The organism is Achromobacter sp. RT286_PF, from assembly GCF_059760425.1.
In genome coordinates this window covers 284245-302356 of sequence record NZ_JCBAMR010000003.1, presented here as the reverse complement: position 1 = coordinate 302356, position 18112 = coordinate 284245, and the positions used below count along the sequence as shown (strand labels likewise).

At 65.5% G+C, this 18112-nt stretch carries 16 protein-coding genes; 13 read left to right on the top strand and 3 right to left on the bottom strand.

Going from position 1 to position 18112, the window contains the following annotated elements; all coding sequences use genetic code 11:
* Positions 1-23: 23 nt before the first annotated feature.
* The 8 genes from AC6LJY_RS05040 to AC6LJY_RS05005 all read left to right on the top strand — a co-directional run bounded on the left by AC6LJY_RS05040 (position 24) and on the right by AC6LJY_RS05005 (position 10906).
* Positions 24-1202, top strand: a complete 1179-nt coding sequence (locus tag AC6LJY_RS05040; protein ID WP_498135414.1) for an isovaleryl-CoA dehydrogenase — start codon at positions 24-26, stop codon at positions 1200-1202.
* A gap of 22 nt (positions 1203-1224) precedes the next feature.
* A complete protein-coding gene (gene aceK / locus AC6LJY_RS05035) occupies positions 1225-3156 on the top strand; it encodes a bifunctional isocitrate dehydrogenase kinase/phosphatase (RefSeq protein WP_498135413.1) in 1932 nt (643 codons plus the stop codon).
* 2 nt (positions 3157-3158) lie between these two features.
* On the top strand, positions 3159-4340 hold the full coding sequence (locus tag AC6LJY_RS05030; RefSeq protein ID WP_046803956.1) for an acetyl-CoA C-acetyltransferase: 1182 nt from the start codon (positions 3159-3161) through the stop codon (positions 4338-4340).
* Between the two features lie 230 nt (positions 4341-4570).
* Positions 4571-6178, top strand: coding sequence for a carboxyl transferase domain-containing protein (locus tag AC6LJY_RS05025; protein WP_046803957.1), 1608 nt, complete (start codon positions 4571-4573; stop codon positions 6176-6178).
* Between the two features lie 71 nt (positions 6179-6249).
* Entirely contained in the window at positions 6250-8277 is a 2028-nt protein-coding gene (locus AC6LJY_RS05020; protein WP_314355864.1) for an ATP-binding protein, read from the top strand.
* Between the two features lie 275 nt (positions 8278-8552).
* On the top strand, positions 8553-9788 hold the full coding sequence (locus AC6LJY_RS05015; protein ID WP_498135412.1) for an MFS transporter: 1236 nt from the start codon (positions 8553-8555) through the stop codon (positions 9786-9788).
* A 62-nt stretch (positions 9789-9850) separates the two neighbouring features.
* The gene (locus AC6LJY_RS05010; protein WP_046803959.1) at positions 9851-10225 is read left to right on the top strand and encodes a glutaredoxin family protein; all 375 of its coding nucleotides are present in this window, start codon (positions 9851-9853) and stop codon (positions 10223-10225) included.
* A gap of 129 nt (positions 10226-10354) precedes the next feature.
* Complete coding sequence (locus tag AC6LJY_RS05005) at positions 10355-10906, top strand: type 1 glutamine amidotransferase domain-containing protein (RefSeq protein WP_046803960.1); 552 nt, start codon at positions 10355-10357, stop codon at positions 10904-10906.
* A 104-nt stretch (positions 10907-11010) separates the two neighbouring features.
* Here AC6LJY_RS05005 and AC6LJY_RS05000 read toward each other — a convergent pair whose 3' ends face one another.
* Positions 11011-11649, bottom strand: coding sequence for an ABC transporter ATP-binding protein (locus tag AC6LJY_RS05000; RefSeq protein ID WP_498135411.1), 639 nt, complete (start codon positions 11647-11649; stop codon positions 11011-11013).
* Positions 11650-11724: 75 nt separating this feature from the next.
* On the bottom strand, positions 11725-12192 hold the full coding sequence (locus AC6LJY_RS04995) for an Lrp/AsnC family transcriptional regulator (protein ID WP_485798226.1): 468 nt from the start codon (positions 12190-12192) through the stop codon (positions 11725-11727).
* 133 nt (positions 12193-12325) lie between these two features.
* Here AC6LJY_RS04995 and AC6LJY_RS04990 point away from each other — a divergent pair, with 133 nt between their 5' ends.
* The gene (locus AC6LJY_RS04990) at positions 12326-12946 is read left to right on the top strand and encodes a LysE family translocator (RefSeq protein ID WP_498135410.1); all 621 of its coding nucleotides are present in this window, start codon (positions 12326-12328) and stop codon (positions 12944-12946) included.
* 91 nt (positions 12947-13037) lie between these two features.
* Here AC6LJY_RS04990 and AC6LJY_RS04985 read toward each other — a convergent pair whose 3' ends face one another.
* A complete protein-coding gene (locus AC6LJY_RS04985) occupies positions 13038-13928 on the bottom strand; it encodes a LysR substrate-binding domain-containing protein (RefSeq protein ID WP_314355869.1) in 891 nt (296 codons plus the stop codon).
* A gap of 124 nt (positions 13929-14052) precedes the next feature.
* Between AC6LJY_RS04985 and AC6LJY_RS04980 the strand changes: the two genes are divergently transcribed.
* From AC6LJY_RS04980 to AC6LJY_RS04965, 4 genes are all read left to right on the top strand, one after another.
* Positions 14053-15207, top strand: coding sequence for an alpha/beta fold hydrolase (locus AC6LJY_RS04980; RefSeq protein WP_314355870.1), 1155 nt, complete (start codon positions 14053-14055; stop codon positions 15205-15207).
* Positions 15204-16451 carry an MFS transporter gene (locus AC6LJY_RS04975; protein WP_498135409.1) on the top strand — a complete coding sequence of 416 codons (1248 nt, stop codon included), beginning with the start codon at positions 15204-15206 and terminating at the stop codon, positions 16449-16451. The genes AC6LJY_RS04980 and AC6LJY_RS04975 overlap by 4 nt, the downstream gene beginning before the upstream one ends.
* 215 nt (positions 16452-16666) lie before the next feature.
* Positions 16667-17074, top strand: a complete 408-nt coding sequence (locus tag AC6LJY_RS04970) for an ASCH domain-containing protein (protein WP_046804050.1) — start codon at positions 16667-16669, stop codon at positions 17072-17074.
* A 91-nt stretch (positions 17075-17165) separates the two neighbouring features.
* Positions 17166-18041, top strand: coding sequence for a leucine-rich repeat domain-containing protein (locus AC6LJY_RS04965; protein ID WP_498135408.1), 876 nt, complete (start codon positions 17166-17168; stop codon positions 18039-18041).
* Positions 18042-18112: the final 71 nt, after the last annotated feature.

Sequence of the window (18112 nt, the reverse complement as noted above, 5' to 3'; positions counted from 1 at the left end):
TACCCACTATCACGGAGACACCGATGAACCTTCCCGGCCTGAACTTCGACCTGGGCGAAGACCTGGACATGCTGCGCGACGCCGTGCGCAATTTTGCGCAGGCCGAGATCGCTCCGCGCGCTGCCGAGGTGGATCGCAGCGACCAGTTCCCGATGGACCTTTGGCGCAAATTCGGTGAGCTTGGCGTGCTGGGCATGACGGCCGACGAAGAATACGGCGGCGCCAACATGGGCTACCTGGCCCATATGGTGGTGATGGAAGAGATCTCGCGCGCCAGCGCCTCGGTCGGCCTGTCGTACGGCGCGCACTCGAACCTGTGCGTGAACCAGATCAACCGCAACGGCACGACCGCGCAAAAGGCCAAGTACCTGCCCAAGCTGATCTCCGGCGAACACGTGGGCGCCTTGGCCATGAGCGAACCGGGCGCCGGCTCGGACGTGGTCAGCATGAAACTGCGCGCCGACAAGAAGGGCGACCGCTACGTGCTGAACGGCACCAAGATGTGGATCACCAACGGCCCCGACGCCGACACGCTGGTGGTCTACGCCAAGACCAACCCCGAGGCCCACCAGCGCGGCATCACCGCCTTCCTGGTCGAAAAAGGCTTCAAGGGCTTCTCGGTGGCGCAAAAGCTGGACAAGCTGGGCATGCGCGGCAGCCACACGGGTGAACTCGTGTTCCAGGACTGCGAAATCCCCGAAGAAAACGTGCTGGGCCAGGTCAACGGCGGCGTCAAGGTGCTGATGAGCGGGCTGGACTACGAACGCGCCGTCTTGTCCGGCGGCCCGCTGGGCATCATGCAGGCCGTGATGGACGTGGTGGTGCCCTACATCCATGACCGCAAGCAGTTTGGCCAGGCCATCGGCGAATTCCAGCTGATCCAGGGCAAGGTCGCCGACCTGTACACCACGCTGCAAGCCAGCCGCGCCTTCTGCTACCAGGTCGGCAAGAACCTGGACAAACTGGGCGCCGAACACGTGCGCCAGGTGCGCAAGGACTGCGCCGCATTGATCCTGTACACGGCCGAGAAGGCCACGTGGATGGCGGGCGAAGGCGTGCAGATCCTGGGCGGCAACGGCTACATCAACGAATACCCGGTGGGGCGCCTGTGGCGCGACGCCAAGCTGTATGAAATTGGCGCGGGCACCAGCGAAATCCGCCGCATGCTGATCGGCCGCGAACTGTTCAACGAAACCGCCTGACACGCCGGCCGAGCGCCCCACCATGATCCGCATGTCCGATGTCCAGCATATCGAGCAGGCCCCCGCCCCGGGGCCCTCGGCGCTGGACGTGGCGCGGATCATCCTGGCCGGGTTTGACCGCCACTACGCGCTGTTTCGCTACAGCGCACAGCGGGCCAAGGCGCTGTTCGAATCGGGCGACTGGCACGGCATCCAGCACCTGTCGCGCGAACGCATCGAGTACTACGACATGCGTGTGCGCGAATGCGCCACGCAGCTGGAAGCGGTGCTGCGCGGCCGCCCGGAAGGCGCGCTGGACGACATCCCCGGCCACAACGGCAACGCCAACGGCAACGCCAACGGCAACGGCGTGGCCGTACCCGCCCTGACCGGCGCCCAGACCGCCTACTGGCAACAGATCAAGCAGGAATTCGTGGGCCTGCTGGGCGAGCACAAGCAGCCGGAATGCGCCGAGACCTTCTTCAATTCAGTCTCGTGCCGCCTGTTGCACCGCGACTATTTTCACAACGATTTCCTGTTCGTTCGGCCCGCCGTTGCAACCGACTACCTGGACAGCAGCACCCCGTCGTACCGGGTGTATTACCCGGCAACCGACGGCCTGGAAAAAAGCCTGATCCGCATGGTGGCCGACTTCGGCCTGGCGCTGCCTTTCGAAGACCTGCCGCGCGATACGCGCATGCTGGCGCGCGCCGCCGTCGCGCAATTGCGCACGCTGCTGCCGCGCCACGTGGGCCGGCGCATCGCCAGCGATTGCCAGATCCATGCGCTGGGCTCGCTGTTCTTTCGCAACAAGGGCGCCTACATTGTCGGCCGCCTGATCAACCAGACTACCGTCTACCCCTTTGCCGTGGCGCTGACGCGCAACCCGGCGGGCCAGGTCACGCTGGACGCGCTGCTGCTGGGCGCCGACGACCTGAGCACGCTGTTCAGCTTCACACGCGCCTATTTCCTGGTCGACATGGAAACGCCGGCCGCCGTGGTGAATTTCCTGGCCAGCCTGTTGCCGCGCAAGCCCAAGGCCGAGCTCTACACCATGATCGGCCTGCAAAAGCAGGGCAAGACGCTGTTCTACCGCGACTTCCTGCATCACCTGGCCCATTCGCGCGACGCCTTCGACATTGCGCCCGGCATCAAGGGCATGGTGATGTGCGTGTTCACGCTGCCGTCCTACCCCTATGTGTTCAAGCTCATCAAGGACCGCATCGACAAAGACGGCATGGACCACGCCACCGTGCGGCGCAAGTACCAGATGGTCAAGCTGCATGACCGCGTGGGCCGCATGGCCGATACCTGGGAGTATTCGCAGGTGGCGTTGCCGCGCAGCCGCTTCGCGCCCGCCTTGCTGGACGAACTGCGCCGCCTGGTGCCCAGCCTGATCGAAGAAACGGCCGACACGGTGGTCATCCGCCACGTCTACATCGAACGGCGGATGACGCCGCTCAATATCTATCTGCGCCAGGCCTCCGACGCCTTGCTGGACCCCGCCGTGCGTGAATACGGCGACGCCATCCGCCAGTTGGCCGCCGCCAATATCTTCCCCGGCGACATGCTTTACAAGAACTTCGGCGTGACGCGCCTGGGCCGCGTCGTCTTTTATGACTACGACGAAATCCAGCGCATGACCGAGATGAATTTCCGGCGCATTCCGCCGGCTCCCAACGAAGAAGCGGAAATGGCGTCCGAACCCTGGTACGCCATCGGACCGAACGACGTATTTCCCGAAGAATTCGGCCGCTTCCTGCTGGGCGACGCGCGCGTGCGCGGCGCCTTCATGCGTCACCATGCCGACCTGCTGGAACCGGACTGGTGGCAAGCCTGCCGCGCCCAAGTGGCGCAGGGCCGTATTGAAGAATTTTTCCCTTACGATACGGACAGACGCCTGCGTCCGGCACGCCTTTCTGGCGACCGCGCAGCGCCGACACCCAGACGCTGTCCCGACCCCCACAGGAGTTAGTCATGTCAGATCCCATCGTTATCGTTTCCATCGCCCGCACCCCCATGGGCGGCATGCTGGGCAGCCTGTCCGGCCTGGCCGCGCATGAGCTGGGTTCGGTGGCCATCAAGGCCGCCATCGAACGCGCCGGCATCAAGCCGGACCAGGTCGACGAAGTCATCATGGGCAACGTGCTGCAAGCCGGCCAGGGCCAGGCGCCCGCACGCCAGGCGGCGCTGGGTGCCGGCCTGCCGCTGGGCGTGGCATGCACCACGATCCACAAGGTGTGCGGTTCAGGCCTGAAGGCAGCCATGTTCGGCCACGACCTGCTGGCTGCCGGCAGCGCGCAGGTGGTGGTGGCGGGTGGCCAGGAAAGCATGAGCAACGCGCCGTACTTGCTGCTCAAGGCACGCCAGGGCTACCGCTTCGGCCACAACACCGTGTATGACCACATGGCGCTGGACGGCCTGGAAGATGCCTACGACAAGGGCAAGGCCATGGGCGTGTTCGCCGAAGACTGCGCCGCGAAGTACGAATTCACGCGTGAACAGCAGGATGCTTTCTCGCTGGAATCGCTGCGCCGCGCCCGAGCCGCCACCGAAGACGGCAGCTTCAAGTGGGAAATCGCGCCCGTTACCGTTGCGGGCCGCAAGGGCGACACGGTGATCGACACCGACGAAGCCCCCACCAAGGCCATGCCGGAAAAGATCCCCACGCTCAAGCCCGCCTTCAAGAAAGACGGCACCATCACCGCCGCCAACTCGTCGTCGATTTCCGACGGCGCCGCCGCGATGGTGCTGATGCGCGCGTCTACCGCCGAAAAACTCGGCGTCAAGCCGCTGGCCCGCATCGTCGGCCACAGCCAGCATTCGCAAGAGCCGGGCTGGTTCACCACCGCGCCGGTTGGCGCGCTGAAAAACCTGTTCGCCAAGACCGGCTGGAAGGCCGAGGACGTGGACCTGTACGAAATCAACGAAGCCTTCGCGGTGGTCACCATGGCCGCCATGAACGACTTCAAGCTGCCGCACGACAAGGTCAACGTGCATGGCGGCGCCACCGCCCTGGGCCACCCCATCGGGGCATCGGGCGCGCGCCTGATGGCCACGCTGGTCGGCGCATTGCGCAAGACCGGCGGCAAGCGCGGCGTTGCCACGCTGTGCATCGGCGGCGGTGAAGCCGTGGCGATGGCTATCGAAATGGTCTAAATCACGGCCTGAATCACGACCAGGGAGACGGAATCATCTCCGTCTCCCGATTGGTTTTTCGCCGCGCCTTTCTTGTATGTCTTCCGGACGCGACCACGAGTCGCGGGTCATGCCGGGAAAGGCGCAACGAAAACCCATTCGACAAGAATGCCCGGCCCACCGGGAAGCAGAGACAAACCGCTCGACCAGAGCGCCTTCAAATTCCAATCACGCAGGACGGGTGGAACCCCATGCCCATCATCGAATCCCGCATCAATCCGCGGTCGCAGGACTACACCGATAACGCGCGCGCCATGCAGGCGCAGCTGGATGATCTGAATCAGAAACTGGCGCAGACCGCGCTGGGCGGCAGTGAAGCCGCGCGCGCCAAGCACGTGGCGCGCGGCAAGCTGCTGCCACGCGACCGCGTCGAAAACCTGATCGATCCGGGTACCCCGTTCCTGGAACTGTCGCCCATGGCGGCGCACGGCATGTACGACGGCGACGCGCCCGGCGCGGGCGTCATCACCGGCATCGGGCGTGTGTCGGGCACCGAATGCGTCATCGTCTGCAACGACGCCACCGTCAAAGGCGGCACGTACTACCCGATGACCGTCAAGAAGCACCTGCGTGCACAGGAAATCGCGGCGCAAAACCATCTGCCCTGCGTCTACCTGGTGGATTCGGGCGGCGCCAACCTGCCGCAGCAAGACGAAGTGTTCCCCGACCGCGAACACTTCGGCCGCATCTTCTACAACCAGGCGCAGATGTCCGCGCAGGGCATTTCGCAGATCGCCGTGGTGATGGGCTCGTGCACCGCCGGCGGCGCCTACGTGCCCGCCATGAGCGATGAATCCATCATCGTGAAGAACCAGGGCACCATCTTCCTGGGCGGCCCGCCGCTGGTAAAGGCGGCCACGGGCGAAGAAGTCAGCGCCGAGGACCTGGGCGGCGGCGACGTGCACACGCGCCTGTCCGGCGTGGTGGACCACCTGGCCGCCAACGACATGCACGCGCTGCAATTGGCGCGCAACGCCGTCGCGCGGCTCAATCGCAAGAAGCCCGCGCAACTGGCCACCATCGCGCCGCGCGAACCGCGCTACGACCCCAGCGAACTGAACGGCATCATTCCCGCCGACACGCGCAAGCCCTATGACGTGCGCGAAGTCATCGCGCGCATCGTGGACGGCTCGGAGTTCGATGAATTCAAGGCGCGCTTCGGCCCCACGCTGGTGACCGGCTTTGCGCATATCCAGGGCATGCCCGTGGGCATCGTCGCCAACAACGGCATCCTGTTTTCAGAGTCGGCGCAAAAGGGCGCGCACTTTATCGAACTGTGCGCGCAGCGCAAGATTCCGCTGGTGTTCCTGCAGAACATCACCGGCTTCATGGTCGGCCGCAAGTACGAAAATGAAGGCATCGCGCGCCACGGCGCCAAGATGGTGACGGCGGTGGCCACCGCCGCCGTGCCCAAGTTCACCGTGCTGATCGGCGGCTCGTTCGGCGCCGGCAACTACGGCATGTGCGGCCGCGCCTATTCCCCGCGCATGCTGTTCATGTGGCCCAACGCGCGCATCTCGGTCATGGGTGGCGAGCAGGCCGCCAGCGTGCTGGCCACCGTCAAGCGCGACGGCATCGAAGCGCGCGGCGGCCAGTGGTCCGCCGACGAAGAAGCCGCGTTCAAGGCGCCCATCCGCGAACAGTACGAACACGAAGGCCATCCGTACTACGCCACCGCGCGGCTGTGGGACGACGGCATCATCGCGCCCGCCGACACGCGCCGCGTGCTGGGGCTGGCGCTGTCGGCCGCGCTGAACGCGCCCATCGAAGACACGCGTTTCGGCGTCTTCCGCATGTAGGGCGTCGGCCCCATCGCGCCCCTTACCGCAGCGCTTGCAGTTCAAGAAGAATTACAGCCAGGATGACATTCATGTTCGACACTTTGCTGATTGCCAATCGCGGCGAGATCGCCTGCCGCGTCGCCGCCACTGCCCGCCGCATGGGCATCCGCACCGTCGCCGTCTATTCAGACGCGGACGCCAACGCGCGCCACGTGGCCGCTTGCGATCAAGCCGTGTACATCGGCGGATCGGAACCGCGCGCCAGCTATCTGCGCGCCGACGCCATCCTGCAAGCCGCGCGCGACACCGGCGCGGGCGCCATCCACCCGGGGTATGGCTTCTTGTCGGAAAACGAAGCGTTCGCGCAAGCCGCTCAACAGGCCGGCATCGCGTTCGTGGGCCCGCCAGCATCCGCCATTGCCGCTATGGGCAGCAAATCAGCCGCCAAATCGCTGATGGAAAAAGCCGGCGTGCCGCTGGTGCCCGGCTATCACGGCGACAACCAGGACCCGCAATTCCTGAAGACGCAGGCGGACGGCATCGGCTACCCCGTGCTGATCAAGGCCAGCGCGGGCGGCGGCGGCAAGGGCATGCGCGTCGTGGAATCTTCCGGTGCATTCCTGGACGCGCTGGCCTCGTGCCAACGCGAAGCGGCATCCAGCTTTGGCGATGACCGCGTGCTGATCGAACGCTATCTGCAAAAGCCGCGCCACATTGAAATCCAGGTGTTCGCGGACACGCAGGGCAATTGCGTCTACCTGTTTGAACGCGATTGCTCGGTGCAGCGCCGCCACCAGAAAGTCATTGAAGAAGCCCCCGCCCCCGGCATGACCGAAGAGCGCCGCCGCGCCATGGGCGAAGCCGCCGTGGCCGCCGCGCGCGCCGTGGGCTATGTGGGCGCGGGCACGGTGGAATTCATTGCCGAGCCCGACGGCCGCTTTTACTTCATGGAAATGAACACGCGGCTGCAAGTCGAACACCCGGTCACGGAAATGATCACCGGCCACGACCTGGTGGAATGGCAGCTGCGCGTGGCCGCCGGCCAGCCGCTGCCGGCGCGCCAGGAAGACCTGCGCATCAACGGCCATGCCATCGAGGCCCGCATCTACGCCGAGAACCCTGAAAAGGGCTTCCTGCCGTCGATCGGCACCCTGGCCTACCTGGGCCTGCCGCCGCACACCGCGTTCGCCAACGCCGACATCCGCGTCGATGGTGGCGTGCGCACGGGCGACACGATCACGCCGTTCTATGACCCCATGATCGCCAAGCTGATCGTGCATGGCGCCGACCGCGACCAGGCCCGCCAGCGCATGTTGCAGGCGTTGGCGCAAACGCAGGCCGTGGGCGTGCAGACCAACGTGGCCTTCCTGTCGCGGCTGATGAAAGACACCGCGTTTGCCGCGGCCGACCTGGACACCGGCCTGATCGAACGCCAGCGCGCCACGCTGCTGCCCGAACCGCAGCCCGCCGACGCCGCCACGCTGGCGCTGGCATCGGCCGCCGTGCTGGTGCGCCAGGGCCTGGCCCAGCCGAACGCAACGTCTGCCGGCAAAGGCCCCGCCGACCCTTGGGACGCACGCGACGGCTGGCGCTTGGGCGGCCAGTATCAGCGCCACCTGCAATGGGTGGACAACGGCGAGACGCGCCGCGTCACCGTTGCGCGCCAAGGCGGCGCGTGGACGCTGGACACCGGCGCGGGTCCGCAGCCGTTCCTGTGGCGCGCGCATGCCAGCGCGAATCCCAACCTGGCCTACGGCCTGCGCATTACGCTGGCCGGCCATGAAAACGCCGGCACCGTCGTGCTGCACGCCGACCGCGCCCACGTCTTTGGCGACAGCGGCGTACACGTGCTGGAACTGTACGACCCGCTGGCGCACGCGCAGGACACGCAGGGCGAGCATGCCGGCGGCCTGACCGCGCCGATGCCGGGCAAGATCATCTCGATCTCGGTCAAGGCGGGCGACACGGTCGAAAAGGGCCAACCGCTTCTGGTGATGGAAGCCATGAAAATGGAGCACACCATTTCCGCGCCGGGCGACGGGAAGGTCGAAGAGGTGTTCTACGGCGTGGGCGACCAGGTCACCGAAGGCGCCGAGCTGGTGTCGATCGGGGCGTAAGCGAGAATCGCCGCACACGGTCGCGGAGGGGTGGCGCGGAGGGGTGGCGCGGAGGGGTGGCGCGGAGGGGTGGCGCGGGTTGGTGGCGCGGGTTGGTGGCGCGGGTTGGTGGCACGGGTTGGCGGCGCCCTCGGCGGCATGGCCTGCGCGGCGCGCTCTGCCGTCTTGACCGCTGCGCATTGCCCCGCCGGCTGTGTCGCTTTAGTTTCGCGTCAGCCGGCTGTCACTAGAATGTGCCTTCCGGCGCCGCCCGCGCGCCTGCCGCGCACGCTCTCATGCCCGCCCCCGATTCCCCCAGTCCGCTTACCCGCCCACCTTTCCTGCACTTCCTGTTCGCCCGCGTCAGCGCGTCACTGGCCTTCCAGATCGTCTCGGTAGCGGTCGGCTGGCAGATCTACGCGCTGTCCGGCAGCGCCATGGACCTGGGCTTGATCGGCCTGGCCCAATTCCTGCCCATGGCCGCGCTGACACTGGTGGTGGGCCACGTGGCCGACCGCTACGACCGCCGCAAGATCGTCGCCGCGTGCATGGCGATGGAAACGCTGGCGACGCTGGTGCTGGCCATTGCCGCGCTGCATGGCGTGGGCGGCAAGACGCTGATCTACGCCACCATCATCATCATGAGTTCGGCGCGCGCGTTCGAAGCGCCCACCTTGTCCACGCTCATCCCCGCCGTGGTGCCGCGCGCATGGCTGCCGCGCGCCACGGCACTGTCATCATCGGGCGGGCAGATCGCCCAGATCGCCGGACCCGCGCTGGGCGGCATCGGCTACAGCCTGGGCGCCGGCTGGATCTATTGCGTGGCAGCCGCGTTGTACCTGACGGCATTCGCGTCCATTGCCACCCTGGTCATCGAACGCGCGCCGCCGCGCAAAGAACCCACAACCTGGCGCACGCTGTTCGCGGGCATCACCTTCATCTTCCAACGCCGGCTGCTGCTGGGCACCTTGTCGCTGGATCTATTCGCGGTGCTGCTGGGCGGCGCCACGGCCTTGCTGCCGCTGTTCGCCAAAGACATCCTTAATGCCGGGCCATGGGCCTTGGGCGCCTTGCGTGCGGCGCCCGCGTGCGGCGCGGCCTTGATGTCGTTGACGCTGGCGCGCTTAAGCCTGGGCGACAACGTCGGGCGGCTGCTGTTCGGTTCGCTGATCGTGTTCGGGTTGGCGACGACCGTATTTGGTTTGTCCACGTCAATTCCGTTGTCCGTGGCGGCCCTGGTCGTGCTGGGCGCGGCCGACGCGGTCAGTGTCGTGGTGCGGTCCTCGCTGGTGCAGCTGAACACGCCCGACCACATGCTGGGCCGTGTCAGCGCGGTGAACACCTTGTTTATCGGCGCGTCGAACCAGCTGGGCGAATTTGAATCCGGTTTGACGGCCGAGCTGTTCGGCGCGGTGCCGGCCGTGGTGCTGGGTGGCATGGGCACGATTGCGGTCGCCGGGCTGTGGATGCGGTGGTTTCCGGAATTGCGAAGGCTGAAGACCCTGCACGGCCACGAGTCGGCACAGACCTGAGGGCGGGGCGCGGCGAAAGAGTAGACTGACCGCCTCTTTCCTTTGTTGTGAGTCCATTCTCCATGCTAGTCAAAGCCCTGCGTGTCGGCCTGGGTCAACTGATCGTCATTGGCGACGCGCTGACTCGTCCGCGCCCGCAACAGCGATCGGCCCAAGGCCAGGCCAGCGTCAACGCGGAAGCCGCCGCGCTGTCGCTCTACCAATTCAAGGCCTGCCCGTTCTGCGTGAAAACGCGTCGGGCCATGCACCGCCTGAACGTGCCCGTAACGCTGCACGACGCCAAGAACGACCCCCAGGCGCGTGAACAGCTGCTGGCCGGCGGCGGCAAGATCAAGGTGCCTTGCCTGCGTATCGACGAGGCCGCCGGCACGCGCTGGATGTATGAATCCAGCGAGATCATTGCGTATCTGGACCAGCGTTTCGCCAACGTGGCCTGAGCAGTCCGCGCCTGATATTCCCTAGCCCTCGCGCGCTGTCGGCATGGCACTTGCTGCGCCAACGACTCGGCGGGCGCGGCCCCGGCCCGCCGCGTGTCGCTCGCACGGGGCCCCGCACAGGGAGCAATCATGGCAACTCTTAACGACATGACCATCGCGATTCTGGCCGTGGATGGTTTCGAACAGGTAGAACTGACCGGTCCGCGCGACCGTCTGCAAGCGGAAGGCGCCCGCACCGTGTTGATATCGGCGCGCAGCGAGCCGATTCAAGGCATGCATCACGACAAACCCGGCGACCGCTTTCCCGTGGACCTGACGTTCACGCAGGCCGAAGCGGAACCCTCGGTATTCGACGGGCTGCTGTTGCCCGGCGGCGTAATGAACGGGGACGAAATCCGCATGCATCCCAAGGCGCAGGACTTTGTTCGTGCGATGTTGGACGCGGGCAAGCCCGTTGCCGTTATCTGCCACGGGCCGTGGCTGCTGGTGTCCGCGAACGTCGTGCGCGGCCGCACCATGACCAGCTGGCCGTCGCTACAGGACGACCTGCGTAACGCCGGCGCCAACTGGGTGGATCAGGAAGTGGTGGTGGACGGCACGCTGGTATCCAGCCGCAAACCCGACGACATCCCTGCATTCAGCAAGGCGTTCATCGAGGTCTTGCAGGCGTCCAAGCGCTGATGTGTTTCCAGGCGTGGGGGGCTGTGGGATAACGGCTATCGGCTAACGGCTTGCGGCTTCGGCTGGCGGTGAACAGTCAAAATCCAGCGGCTAGCGGCTAGCGGCTAGCGGCTAGCTGGCCCCGCTGCCTGGCGCAGATCGGCCACGTTAAGCATGCGCGCGTTGCAGGCTTGCACGAGTTCGGGGTCGTGGCTGGCAAACAGCACGACGCGGTCGCGCGCCCAGATCTTGAACACGTCGGCCAGCACGGCGCGCGCCTGCGCGTCCAGCCCGTTGCTGGCACCGTCGGCAACCACGACGGCCGGCTCGCCCAGCCCGGCGGCCGTCAGGTACACCTTGCGGCGCGTGCCTGTGGACATCTGCTCAAAGCGCTTGTCCAGATGCGGCTCCAAGCCCAGGCGCGATGCCAGATCCAGCACGCTGTCATCCAGGCTGACGTTTTTTTCCGCCGCCGCTTTCAACAGGAACTCGCGCCCGGTCTGCGTGGGAAATTCCAGGCAGTTGTCCGGCACATAAGCCACGCGCGACCGGGCGAGCCGCGGTGCTTGCTCAAGGGAATGCCCGTCTATCCAGACGTCTCCGCCGTCAGGCGGGATCACGCCCGCGATGATGCCCAGCAAACTGGATTTTCCGGTGCTGTCTTCTTCGCACAGCGCCATGCAGCCGGGCTCGAACGTATGAGTCAGGCCTTGGAATACAAGGTAGTCGCCGTAGCGCTTGCTGAGGTTGTCGATGCGTAGCATGGCGGGAAGTTTGCCAGAGGAACGGGCGTTCGACCAGAAGCCCGTGCCGCGCGCGCAGGCGGCAGCGGCCGGGCGCTAGGTTCGCTTGCCAACGCCGGGCGGCACCACGCCCCGGCGCTCAATCGGCGTGGAGAAAACGATGGATGTTCGGGTTTCGCCATAGCCGTTGATCGTGCCGATAAAGCGTTCCAGATCCGCCAGGCCAGTGGCCACCACCGTCATCATGTAGGAATCCGCGCCGGCGACGTGATGGCACTCCAGCACTTCGGGCGCCTGGCGCAAGCGATCCAGAAGCGCCTTCTTGCCCGGCTGCGTCGCCGTGATGCCAACGATGGCCTTTACCGGGTATCCCGCTTTTGCGGCGTCCACCTCAACCGAAAAACGCTGCGCGATGCCCGCGTCCTGCAAGCGCTTAAGTCTTTCCGCCGTGGCCGCCACCGACAAACCGGCCGCTTGGGCCAAGGTCTTCAACGGCGCGCGCGCATCCTCTTGCAGCGCGCGCAACAGACGCCACGCGATGTCATCCAGTTCATTTTTATCCATTCTTGCGCAGCCCGGTTTTCACAAGAAAAAACGACAGGAAAATCGCTTTTCAGAAGAAGAATGTACTGTATCGAAGCCTGGGGTGAACTCGATAATTTGAGTTCCTCAACGCAGACGGCTGAACCAAAACAGCATGCTCGATATCCAGCACTACGGCAGTTTCATCGTTGCCATCCTGATATTCCAGGCGGTGCCCGGCGCGGGCACGATCGCCATTCTTGACGCCACCGCGCGCAACGGCAAGCGCGCGGGCATGGCCGCGGTGATGGGCACGCTGGTGGGCGACCTGCTGTTCATGGTGGCGGCCGTGGCGGGCCTGGCCGCCATCATGCAGGCGCACCCGCTGATCTTCCGGGCGCTGCAATGGTCCGGCGTTGCGTACTTGTTGTGGCTGGGCGTGCAGCTATTGCGCAAACAGGCCGCGATGGATGGCGGGGCGCCTGCCAGGCGCGTGTCGGCGCGGGCCGCCTTTCGCCGCGCGTTCCTGGTCAGCCTGACCAACCCCAAGGTCATGCTGTTCTTTGTTGCGTTCTTTCCCTTGTTCCTGAAGCCGCAAGCCAGCCCTGCAACGCTGTTGGCGATGATGCTGCACGTGACGGTGCTAAGCCTGCTTTACCAAACCGCCTTGGTGTCGATCGGCCACCGGGTGGCGCGGCGCTGCTCGGCATTGCCGGGCGCCCGGACTGTGGCGAGGCGGCTGGCCGGGTTGGCGTTGATCGGCCTGAGCGTCAAGCTGGCGACGGACGTGCGCTGATCCGAGCGCGCCAAGCGCGTGGGTCCGATAACGCAACGTCGATAAAGCAACATCGATAGCGCAACATCGATAACGCAGCGCCGATCACACATCACCCGCGTCGCAGCGCCTTCAACACGATGGAAAACGCCGGCGAGGGCTGGCGGCGGCTGGGATAGTAAAGGTGATAGCCGGTGAACGTCGGGCACCAGTCTTCCAGCACGCGCACCAGTGCGCCGGCTTCGATGTGCGGCATCAGTTCATCTTCGGGCAGCAGGGCCAAGCCCAGCCCCGCCAGCGCCGCGTCCACCTGCGGCGGTGCGGTGTTGAAGATCAGCTGCCCATCCACGCGCACATTCAACTGCCGGCCCCGGCGTTCAAAGTCCCACACATACAAGCCGCCAGACGTCGGCATGCGCTGATTGATGCATTGATGCGCGGTCAGGTCGTCGGGCGTCAACGGTATGGGATGCCGGGAAAAGTAGTCGGGCGAGCCCACCACCGCCATGCGCAGCACCGGCCCGATCGGCACGGCGATCATGTCTTTGTCGATGGTGTTACCCAGGCGCACGCCTGCATCGAAGCGGTCGGCGACGATATCGCGCAGCCCATAGCTGACGTCGAACTCGACATTGATTTCGGGGTAATCGCGCAGTACCGGCGCCAGCCGGGGCAACAGCACGGACCGCAGGATGTGATCGCCGCAGGTGATGCGCACCGTGCCGGCAGGCTTGTCGCGCAGTTCGGTCAGCGCATCCAGCTCCGCTTCGATCTCGTCAAAGCGGTGGCCGATGGCCTGCATCAGCCGTTCGCCGGCGGGCGTGGGCGACACGCTGCGCGTGGTGCGCGTCAGCAGCCGGATTTGCAGCCGTTCTTCCAGGCCGCGCACCGCCTGGCTTAACGCCGATTGCGTCACGCCCAGCGTGCCCGCCGCGCGCGTGAAGCTGCGTTCCCGCGCCACGGTAACAAAGGCCAGCAGATCGTTCAGGTTGCGTTTCGCCATGCGCGCGGCTCGTCTTATTTATTAGCTGGGCTAATAGGCTAATTAAGGATTCATTACCTAGTCTAGCTTATCGCTCATCTTCAAAATGGAGACCATCCCGTCAATTCCCGTGAAGGAAGCCGCCATGCAAGCGTCCAACCCCCTTGAAACCGCCGCTGTCGATCCGGCCCGTCAACCCGATGCCTACCGCCGCACCTTGTTAAAGGCCGCCGGCATCGGCACCGGCATGGCAGCGCTGGGCGCGTTGTCGTCCACGGGCAGCGCCGCGTTGGCCGCTGCCGCGCAACCGGCAGGCGCAACGCCCGAAGGCGCCGATAACTTCTACACCAGCGACCGCGTCACGGTCCAGAAGGTGACGTTCAAGAACCAATACCAGATGGAGGTGGCCGGCAACCTGTTCACCCCCAAGGATCTGGACCGCCGCAAAAAAACGCCCGCGATTGTGGTCGGCCACCCCATGGGCGCCGTCAAGGAACAAAGCGCAAACCTGTATGCCACCAAGATGGCCGAGCAGGGTTTCGTCACGTTGTCTTTGGACCTGTCGTTCTGGGGCGCAAGCGCCGGCCAGCCGCGCAACGCCGTATCGCCGGACATCTACGCCGAAGACTTCAGCGCGGCCGTGGACTTCCTGCGGGCGCAGCCCATGGTTGATCGGGACCATGTCGGCGCCATCGGCGTTTGCGGGAGCGGCAGCTTCGTCATCAGCGCGGCCAAGATCGACCCGCGCATCAAAGCCATTGCCACGGTCAGCATGTACGACATGGGCGCCGCCAACCGCCACGCGTTGAACCGCACGCTGACGCCTGCGCAACGCCAGGCCATCATTGCCGACGCCGCGCAACAGCGCGATGTGGAATTCGCCGGTGGCGAACGAAAGTACACCAGCGGCAGCGTGCATCAGCTGACTGCCGATTCGACGCCTGTGGACCGCGAGTTCTACGACTTCTACCGCACGCCGCGCGGGCAATTCACGCCTGCCGGCTCCTCACCCGCATTGACGACGCACCCCACGCTGACCAGCAACGTCAAGTTCATGAACTTCTATCCGTTCAACGACATTGAAACGATTTCGCCCCGCCCGCTGCTGTTGATCACCGGCGACCAGGCGCATTCGCGCGAGTTCAGCGAAGACGCCTATCGCCGGGCGGCCGAGCCCAAGACCCTGCACATCGTTCCCGGTGCCGGCCATGTCGACCTCTACGACCGCGTCACGTTGATTCCGTGGGCGACGTTGAACGCATTCTTCGACAAGCATCTGGGGCGTGTGGAGGCGTCATGACCACATCCACGCAGCAGGCCACGGCGGCCGGCACGCCGGATCACGACGCCCCCGGCGCTGGGCACGTCAGCCCCGATGCGCCGGCCCATTGGGGCGGCGTCTTTGCGATGACGTTATGCGTCTTTGCGCTGATCGCCTCGGAATTCATGCCGGTCAGCCTGCTGACCCTGATCGCCACGGACCTTCAGGTCAGCGAAGGGCTGGCGGGGCAGGGCATTGCCATTTCGGGCGCGTTCGCCGTACTGACCAGCCTGTCCATCGGCAGACTGGCCGGCAGCATGAACCGCAAGTCGCTGTTGCTGGGATTGACGGCGCTGATGGCCGTCTCTGGCGCCACCGTGGCGCTAGCGCCGAATTACCCGGTGTACATGGTGGGCCGCGCGCTGATCGGCGTGGTCATCGGCGGTTTCTGGTCGATGTCGGCGGCGACCGCCATGCGGCTGGTACCGCCGCGCCAGGTGCCCCGCGCCTTGGCCGTCTTCAATGGCGGCAATGCGCTGGCCACCGTCGTGGCGCCGCCGCTGGGCAGCTACCTGTCGGCGGCGATAGGGTGGCGCGGCGCCTTCCTGTGCCTGGTGCCGGTGGCGGCACTGGCGCTGGCGTGGCAATGGGTCAGCCTGCCCGCCATGCAAGCCGAGCCGCCTACGCGAGCGTCGGGCAACGCCTTCACGCTGCTCAAGCGCCCCTTTGTTGCGCTGGCCATGGCCGCTTGCGGTGCGTTCTTCATGGGGCAATTCGCGCTGTTCACCTACTTGCGACCTTTCCTGGAAACCGTCACGCACGTGGGCGTGTCGTCGTTGTCGCTGGTCTTGCTGGCCATTGGCGTGGCGGGCGTCGTGGGCACCGGCCTGATTGGCACGGTCCTCAAAAAAGGCCTGTATCCGCCCCTGATCGTCATCCCCGTGTTGATGGCGGTCATCGCCCTGGCGCTGATCCCGTTCGGCGCCTCGCTGACCGTGGTCGCGATACTGTTGGGCTTGTGGGGGCTGCTGGCCACTGCCGCGCCCGTCGGCTGGTGGAGTTGGGTGGCACAAGCCATGCCCCGGTCCGCCGAAGCCGCGGGCGGCTTGATGGTGGCGGTGATCCAGCTGTCCATCGCGCTGGGGTCGACGATAGGGGGGCTGCTGTTCGACCACAGCGGGTATCGAAGCACCTTTGCAGTCAGCGCCGTGGTGCTGCTGGTGGCGGCGATGCTGGCCACTCTGACGTCACGGTCGCACGCGCGTGCGGCGGCAGGCGCGTAGGGGCTGGGCGGTAGCTAGGCGGTGGCTGGGCGGCCTCTGGGCGGTGGCAGGTAATGGGCATGCCGGCGGGGTCACGGCTCGCCCGCGTCAAAGTCACTAGAATGCCATCATCACGTTCCAGTCTCGTACTCGGCCCGCGTTGAAAATTCGCCCCTGGCCGTGGACCGCACAACGTCCATCCCCGACCCGAATCAGGTGCAGCACCCATGCCAACCATGAAACCACCCGCCCCCTTCGAAGACGCCGTGACGTTTCAATTCGGCGATTCGCCGGAACTTGCCGACGCCTTGCTGGCCCTTGTGCTGGCCGGAACCAAAACGGCCACTTGCGGCGCGCTGCACCACTTCGGCGACGAAGAGCCCGTACCCCAAGCGGGCCGGCGCGATGTCGTGCTGGACGGCCAGGGCCGCCCCGCCTGCGTCATCGAGACGACCGGCGTATTGATCCAGCGCTTTGACCAGGTCGACGAAGCGTTCGCCGTCGCCGAAGGCGAAGGCCCGTACCCGGTCTGGCGCGACGAACACATTGCCTACTTCGAACGCAATGGCGGTTACTCGCCGGACATGATGCTGGTGTGTGAGCGCTTCCGCGTCGTTCACGTTTTTGACAGGTCGGCTCCATAAGGTCCAAAGAGCCCAGGCCGCGCTACACATGAGTGATCGCGGCCTTGATTCGCGTCGTAAACTGGCGATCCAAATTCCTTTGGAAAACCGCATGTCGCCCATCCCGTTTTCGACGCCCCTGCCCGGCCGGGATCAGACTTGGCGCTTCATGCATAGCCGCCAGTCCGCGCACTTTCCCGGCGGCGATGCGCGCATCGTGTTCTACGATGCGCCACCGGACGAGGCCACGCTGGCCCAGATCACAGACGTGCACCTGTGGGCGCCGCACGAAGATCCCCTGCAAGTCCTGCCCGAGCTCATCGCCCGGCTGCCCTCGCTGGTCCATTTGTCGATTGGACCGGGCGTCATCCTGCCCAGCGTCGTAAAGGGGCTGCGCGCCGATATGCTGCCCGCCAGCCTGCGCCACTTGTCCATGCATCCCCAATCGGGCACCTATACCTGGCAGGCGGGTCCGATGCCCCGCCTGGAATCCCTGACCGTCGGCGCAACGCTGCGCTTGGACCCACAGGACTTCCCCGCGTTGATATCGCTATCGGCCATTCCCGATCGGCGCGGCGCGTTGGTGGATAGCGCGTTGCAGCTGGCGTTGAAAGAACTGAACCTGTGGAACGTGCCGTTCGATTCGTCGCTGTTCAATCGCCTGGCGCCGCTGCCGCTGGTCGCGCTTGGCCTGTTGGGTGGGCGGACCCTGACAACGCTTTCCGGCATTGAACAGCTGCCCGGCCTGCGTTCGCTGCGTCTGAAGAACCTACCCTTGCTGGATACGATCAGCCCGATCGCAGCCCTTGCCGAGTTGGAATTTCTGAACATCCAGTACTGCGCGCGCATTGCGGACATCAGCGTGCTGGCAACGTTGCGACGCTTGCAGGAACTGACCTTGGTTGGCTGCGGCAATGTGGGTCTGGGCCAGCTGGAACACACGTTGCGCGCCTCGTTGCGGCGCGCGAATATCGCTGCGACACGGTAACCACGGTGCCCCTTCATGGCACGTCATGGCACGTCATGGCACTTCAGGAGATCAAGGATATGCAATGCAAT